Origin of the sequence: Neobacillus drentensis (assembly GCF_036965645.1) — a bacterium.
GTDB lineage: Bacteria > Bacillota > Bacilli > Bacillales > Cytobacillaceae > Neobacillus > Neobacillus drentensis_D.
In genome coordinates, this window is the sequence record NZ_JBALPZ010000066.1 from 10,555 (window position 1) to 17,898 (window position 7,344).

The window sequence follows — 7,344 nt, forward strand, 5'->3', positions numbered from 1 at the left end:
ACGACAAACCCTATTTCCAACTGCGTAATCATAATAACCTATAATCTGTAAACAAATATGCGAATGGTATGACAAATTTAATGACATGTGTTGATTCAAATTCTCGAGTTCGTGAATCACTTCACATATCCATAGTAAACGGTTTCGTTAAAAATATCTTCGTTCAGTTTGATAAATTTTATCTAGCTGTTTTTAGTCATTTGACCAAAAATAATTTAATATGTGTCAAAAAAGTGAAGTTGTATTAGTCAAGTGACTAATTAATGACGGTTTATCAAACCTTGCAAAACTTTTTTGAATTGTTTTTAGTAACCGTTTACATTTTTTATTGTATAATTGTCTTACAAATAAATCATCATTCAAATTGATAATAATCCTTATTTTTTTTTGGGCAAATAAACAAATATTTTTAGGAATACTTTTAGACGGAGGAAAACTTGATGAAAATTAACCAGGCACTAGCACAAGAAATTGCGGATAAAGTCATGAAGGTCATCCCCTATAATGTGAATATCATGGATGAGATTGGTTTAATTATTGGCAGCGGTGCACCAGAAAGGATTGGCACCTACCATCAGGGAGCGGTTTCTGCGATTGAGCAGGGAACCATTGTCTCGGTTTATCATTCGGAGGGAAGCTCCCAGCCAGGAGTCAATATGCCCATTCATTTTCGTAATAAGATCATTGGCGTCATCGGTATCAGCGGGGACCCTAACATTGTCGGGCCGTTTGCTGAATTAGTACGGGTTACCGCTGATCTATTAATCAACCAGGAGTTTCTATTCAGGGAACGCCGTATCCAAGAACAGATGAAAGAAGAATTCTTGTATCAATGGGTGTTCCGCAATGATGAATATGATCCCGCTATGATCAGCAGCGGGGAAGCAATTGGAATTAATCTGAATTTAGAGCGTAAAGCCCTTGTCGTGAAGGGGCGTATCCCAAAGGAACCCTATCTGTTAGAGCAGGAATTTTCTTTTCGGCTTAACCAGAATACCATGCTTTTTGTAGTCCCAAGTGATAGTGATGTGGTAAAACGAATTGAGGCGATCATTTCTCCAGATGAGATAAAGATTGGAATTGGCAGCAGCTATACCATTGTGTCCAAGTCCGTCCATGAGGCCCGCCGTGCAATTGAGATTGTGGAACGGATGGAGTTCCCGCAGGCGATTTGCGTTTATCAAGAATTAAAGTTTATTGACTACCTGACCAAAAAAGATATCTCTTTTAACGAGATCACTGATTTTTATAAAGAACTTGATGAAAATCCGAAAGGACAAGAGCTGATGGAGACCCTGATTTGCTATATAAAAAACAGCGGCGATATGAATGCTATTTCGAAGGAACTTCATATCCATCGGAACAGTTTGGCTTATCGGCTGCAACGGATTGAGGTTCTTACCAATAAAAATCCGAAAAACTTTATGGATTTATTCCAGCTGTTCACGGGGTATATTCTCTATAAAATGCAAAAACAGCCATAAAGGCTGTTTTTTTCATCCGATAAACGATATAATCGCGATTCCAATCAGGGCAAGAATGGACAAATGCAGGCCATTGGCGCGAAGACCAGTTTGAACACCGGAAATTCCTGCAAAGCGGCTCACCATCAGATTTAATCCTGAAAAAGGGCTGAGTGCCGTCGAGATCGACCAGGTTAACAGAAGCAGCAGGGCCAAGCCAATATTACTTATCCCTAACTCGGCAGGATTTAATTGCATCGCCAATGCCCCAACTGCTGCAATTTGGTGGATACCTATATAGGTAATACATAGAACAATCAACATTACAGCAAGTGCAAACAAGATAAAGGACTGGTTCGCCAGCTGTCCAAGGAACCTACTAACCCCATTCGCAGCACTGGTCCCCTTCATGGCAAAGGCCAGCATCCCCGCACTCATGAACAACATGATTTCGTTATTCAACATCGGTACAGTCCGATCGCGGAAGTCCACTAAAGGAGTGACCATTCGCTTCCACCCTTTTGAAATCGCCCCATACCCAGCAGGAACTACAATCGACATCAGGCACACAATGACGATCATGGACCAATGAGTGAGCTTCTCGACCCCTAAGCAGGCACTCATTAATAGGACGACAAATAGAACAAGCTTCATCAACTGCTGACGATGGCCCTTTTCGAGCGGGGCCTTTGGTGCCAACTTTTCAGACAGCGGATTCCGTTTTTCCCATAGGGCAAACAAAAGATTTCCAACGATTAACGACAGAACCGACAAGCCTATTCCGTAAAGAATGTACTCTTCAAAGGAAATATTCAAGTAGTGAAGCACAAGGGAAACCGATGCAAAATACGGTGACCACAGGACCGCTGTTGAAAAGCCGACCAGGTAACTTTTGGCCGACATGGTGGATGGAAGCTTAATTTCTTCCATAAACTCATTTAAAATTCGGACCGAACCTAAATTTAGAACCGGTGCTAGTAAAAATAGCGTACCCGTAATCCCAGCATATAATTTTTTCGGCTGATGAATGAGATTCCTTAATAAGGCAGCAATGGATTGAAAGTAGCCGCTGAGTCTTAACGGAATCGACAGAAGCGGCGCAAGTGTAAGCAGACAAATCAATGGCAGGATTAGGAAAATCCCATCGCTGATTCCTTGAAGGCCGGTTCCTTTTTGCCATTCAATGATAACGCCTGCTGTCATCATGATGATCCCGAGCCAGCGTGGAAACCGGTCTGCTTTAAAGGCACTCCCTAAGAATGCCAATAACGAAAGCCCGACTACGACGAACTGCAGCCACTCGAGCTCTGCAAAGTATTGTACTAAAAATAAGGTGCACATCCCCAAAATGAGGTAACTTCGCATGGTAAACCTCTCCCTGCCCGATGAACTTTAATAGTTTTATATAGTTAAGTCCTATAGTAATCCCAGAAAAATGACAATACAAGAGGCTGAAGGAAGAAAAAATTAAATATTCGTTAACAAAAGAACACGTGCATATAGACAGGATCCTTACCGCACCGTGTAGAGATGGTTTGTAAAACTCTCGACTAAATCCGTCGAAATCGGCCTGCTAAAATAGTAGCCTTGCATTTTATCGCAGCCAATACTGCATAAGAAGTGGTATTGCTCGGGCTCCTCTACTCCTTCTGCCACCACATTCATCCCAAGGTTTTTTCCCATCGCGACCAACGAGCGGCACACTGACTTTTGGGTGGGGTTATGGTGAAGGTCTTGAATAAAGGACTTATCAATTTTGATGGTATTAAACGGATACTGAACTAGATAACTAATGGAAGAATAACCAATACCGAAATCATCTAAAATGATATCTACCCCAAACTCCTGCAGCTCCCTCATCGTCTTGAGGGTTTTCTCCACGTTGGTCATGGCGGTTCGTTCCGTAATTTCTATTTTTAAAAATTCGGCAGACAGCTTGTACTCTCTTAACGCTTGTTTAATGGTTTCTATAAACTGATCCTGATGGATTTGCTGTGCCGGAACATTGATCGAAATATAAAAAGGGGCTAATCCCTGATCCATCCAGCGCCGGCGTTGGCCGCAGACGGTAAATAACACCCAATTGCTCAGTTTAAGAATTATATCAGATTCCTCAGCAATTTGGATAAACTCTCCCGGTGAGATATTCCCCAATATTGGATGCTTCCAGCGAAGTAATGCTTCCAATCCAATAATTCCGTTTGACCCTGCATCCATAATGGGTTGATACTCCAAATACAGCTCATTATGTTCGATAGCCCGATGAAGATATTGTTCCAACAGCATTTTTCTAGAAAGACTTTTTGACATCCCTGTTTGATACTGCTGGATCCCTGTTTTATTCTCTTTTGCCAGGTACATGGCATGATCGGCCTTCATCATGAGTACATCCGCGTCCATCCCATGGTTAGGAAAAATACTGGTCCCAATACTGACACTAAGCCGATATTCATGGTCTACTAGTTTAATCGGCACCGCTATCACCTGACTGATTTTTGCCGCCATTTCATCTAATACCAGGCTATTGGGTAAATTTTTCAATAATACAACGAACTCGTCCCCGCCCTGACGCGAGATAATATCGTCTGGGCGTAAATTTTCTTTTAACCTGCTGGCCATCACTTGTATAAACTTATCCCCCATTTTGTGCCCTAGCGAGTCATTAATGTCCTTAAATCGGTCAATATCAATAAATAAAATACCGACAAAATGATTTTTCTCAGTTGCCTCTATCAGGGCTTTTTGGAGCTCCATATCTAATTTCCTTCGATTTGGAAGCCCGGTAAGGGAATCATGAAAGGCTAAATAACTAAGCTCTTCCTCGGTCTTTTTTTGATGATTGATATCCATGATGACGCGGTCATAGCGGACTAGATGCTTGTTTTCATCGTGAACTGGGGTAATATAATCCGAGACCCATTTAAATCCCCCATGCTGAGTACGAACGCGGTATTCAAGTTTGGCGGGTTGACCGTTTTCTATTAAACGCAGCTGTTGAAGAGCCTCCTCTTTATCACTTGAATAAAGGATTTCCTCCCATAAACAGGCATTCTTGAAAAATTCCCGCTGGGGGTGGCCAAAAATAGTTTGGCACGCCGAGGAAATCTGCAAGGTTCTGCCTGTTCCGGCATCGACGGACCACATACAGATATTATTTTCATTAAGGATTTTTGTCCATTGGGGTAAGGGTGAAAGTGAGGCGCCAGGGCCCGTTTTTTCTGTCTGGTCAAACATGAAGTCCAGGATTCCTTGGACCGCCCCACAGATTTCGATTGGAATGGAGAGGATTTGGACAGGGATACTAAAGCCATTTTTATGTCTTATTGAGATGTTGAATTGAACTTTTTCTCCTGATAGAACTCTTTTGAGATGGTTGATGGCTTGATCAATCTCTTCATCGTCTAACTGGGAGATGAAATTCCTCTTAAATTCGGTTGCTTGTGGGTATCCGGTAAGACGGATAGCTGCATCATTTGAAAGGACGATGGTGCCTTCTAGGTCGAGAATATAAGATGGGAATGGCAAATTGGACACAATGGACGAAAAGGAATCGATAAAAAATGGTAAATCGGAATGTATGCCTGGATTTCTCATAGAGGGCTCCCTTCAAGGAATGTGAATACAACCTTATCATAGCGAAATAGCCGTTTCTTTACTGTTTGAAATGTCACTTTACTGTGTATTTTTTGACAAAAAAATAGAATTTTTTCACTTGATGGTTGACTATACAAACGTTTGATTGAATGTTGGAATTAGCCTATTGATTTGGGGATTATGGTGAGTGGATGATGCATTTCTTGTCGGTAAAGAAGATGGATTTTTATGAGGAAACGACATTATTCCCCAGAAAATGATTAAATCTGAACGGTGTCAAAGGGATTTGACTTTTTCGGAGAATTAATATTGGGGGGCCTACCGGACATTTTTCCATGGAAACGGTGAAATAATGTCCAATAGGTTTATCCACATGAACTGGTTCAAATCCTTCTTCACGCAGATACCGGTTAATTTGCCCTCGATGATACTGCCCATGAAGCGCCACATGTATGAGAATATCTTTGACTGACGTGGAAAACTCTTTTCCAGTACTATTCTTATACACGATTAGGTCCTCCGCTTTAATTTCCGATAACCCCATTAGAAGATTAGAAAAGCCTTGTTTATTTTTTTCCATAAGGTTTGAACATTCTGTAAGACTTAGTTCTGTCCAAATCCCATGTGGATTGTGATCTAATCCTTTTATTCGATTAAACCAAACCTCCTCCGCAAGCAAGGTATGGGACAATAATCGTTTAGCCGCACTGTTTTGTTCCCCAGTTGTTTTTAGCGATTCTAGTATCCGAAGGTTAGCCCAATCTAAATGCTCAAACATTTTAATAATTGTGTCCAAACTAATCCCAACCTTTCCCCTTATATGTTCACTTCATTCTAAATTCATTTAATTCGTAAGCTAATGGAAGGAGTTAATCTTTTGGTATGATCACCTCAACAAGCTCATCCGGCAAAGCTTCGAATCCAAAAATCAATTCCGCTGGTTCCCCAAAGAGATTCGTTTATAAAGTACGCAGGCAACATCCGCTTTAGAATCATCATGCGGTATTTTTGATTCTATCTTGGAAGTGATTTGATTTCGAGGAATAAATCGTATGAAATCTGTCTAAGATTGCAAAAATCTCCTCCAAATTTCTAATTTGAGCGAAATATATACCCGTTACAACCTTTTTAGTTATTCAAATTGAAATTTGTGACATTCGATGATAATCGGTTTTCCCGTTATGGTAGAGCTACCTAGGAATTTGATTGGAACGCGCGCTTATCCCGAAAGGATCTTAGATTGGATAACTTTGAAGAGTTAGTAGAACAATATACGCCGATGATTCATCGAATCTTACAATCTTTATCAATTTACCGTAACCGCGAGGAATTCTATCAAACTGCGTTAATTGGACTTTGGGAATCACAAAAAGGTTTTGACCCTGAAAAAGGAAGCTTCGTGAATTATGCTTATACCTTTATAAAGGGGAAGGTATTGCTTGAATTGACGAAACGGTGCCGGTATGAGGCTGAAAATGTGTATCCGCAAGAAGAATATTGGGATATGGTCGAGGGGGGATACTCTGAAACACCGTTTGAGACAGAGCAGCTCCTATCCTATTGTGATGGTTTAACAGAAAAAGAAACCAAATGGGTTTTGGCCGCCTTTATGGAGGATTTATCTGTAAAAGAAATCGCTGCCCGTGAGAAAGTGTCAGTGTCTGCAGTGAAACAGTGGAAGATGGGTGCTCTTAGAAAACTGCGTACTGGGCTTGAGAGGGTTTAGGTTTTGAGATGCATGAAAGGAATAGAGGCTGATTCATGATAGAATCCGCCTCTCTCCTTTTTAGTTAGAGACCGTGACGGCTTTTCCTGGCAGCGTCGCAACCTTGCCGGTTTTTCCCGTTTCCCTTACCGTGATCGTATGTTTGCCATTGCTAAATCCTGTGGTATTCAACACAAAGTGATAGCCGGCATTCGCATTGTTAAAATCAGGATATACCTTTAGCACATCTGGTCTGGCATCTCCGTAAAATGCCTGGCCGACAACCTTCCCATCCACAAGAATTTCAATCTTCGATACCCCGTTTTCATCCAAAAACCAGCCTGATACCGTTTTGCTTTCACTGATGGTACTGCCTGTTGCCGGCTGATCGAGACTTCCTCTGACATTGGAAATCGTGAATGACTTTGGAGACAATGTGGAAACCAAACCGTTTCTTCCAGTTTCCCGAACGGTAATCGAATGCACCCCATCTCCGATCTTCGTTGTATCTAAAAGATAATGATAACCAGCATTCGCATTATTGTAAGCAGGATAAGCATTTTTCACATCTGGTCTTGCATC

General features: G+C 41.4%; 6 protein-coding genes. 2 read left to right on the forward strand and 4 right to left on the reverse strand.

Annotated features, from left to right (window positions below; all coding sequences use genetic code 11):
• Positions 1 to 440: 440 nt before the first annotated feature.
• Positions 441 to 1,484 (forward strand): CdaR family transcriptional regulator, encoded by a 1,044-nt coding sequence (locus V7266_RS13760; protein ID WP_335468459.1) that lies wholly within the window; start codon positions 441 to 443, stop codon positions 1,482 to 1,484.
• Between the two features lie 12 nt (positions 1,485 to 1,496).
• Here the strand turns inward: V7266_RS13760 and V7266_RS13765 are convergent, their stop codons facing one another.
• From V7266_RS13765 to V7266_RS13775, 3 genes are all read right to left on the reverse strand, one after another.
• The gene (locus tag V7266_RS13765; protein ID WP_335468460.1) at positions 1,497 to 2,828 is read right to left on the reverse strand and encodes a hypothetical protein; all 1,332 of its coding nucleotides are present in this window, start codon (positions 2,826 to 2,828) and stop codon (positions 1,497 to 1,499) included.
• Positions 2,829 to 2,975: 147 nt separating this feature from the next.
• The gene (locus V7266_RS13770) at positions 2,976 to 5,057 is read right to left on the reverse strand and encodes an EAL domain-containing protein (protein WP_335468461.1); all 2,082 of its coding nucleotides are present in this window, start codon (positions 5,055 to 5,057) and stop codon (positions 2,976 to 2,978) included.
• Between the two features lie 226 nt (positions 5,058 to 5,283).
• Positions 5,284 to 5,853, reverse strand: coding sequence for a DinB family protein (locus V7266_RS13775; protein WP_335468462.1), 570 nt, complete (start codon positions 5,851 to 5,853; stop codon positions 5,284 to 5,286).
• A 444-nt stretch (positions 5,854 to 6,297) separates the two neighbouring features.
• Here V7266_RS13775 and V7266_RS13780 point away from each other — a divergent pair, with 444 nt between their 5' ends.
• Positions 6,298 to 6,783 carry a sigma-70 family RNA polymerase sigma factor gene (locus V7266_RS13780; protein ID WP_335468463.1) on the forward strand — a complete coding sequence of 162 codons (486 nt, stop codon included), beginning with the start codon at positions 6,298 to 6,300 and terminating at the stop codon, positions 6,781 to 6,783.
• A gap of 60 nt (positions 6,784 to 6,843) precedes the next feature.
• On the opposite strand, the gene V7266_RS13785 is transcribed toward V7266_RS13780, so the two are convergent.
• The coding region (locus V7266_RS13785) for an Ig-like domain-containing protein (RefSeq protein ID WP_335468464.1) at positions 6,844 to 7,344 on the reverse strand (501 nt) is incomplete at its 5' end.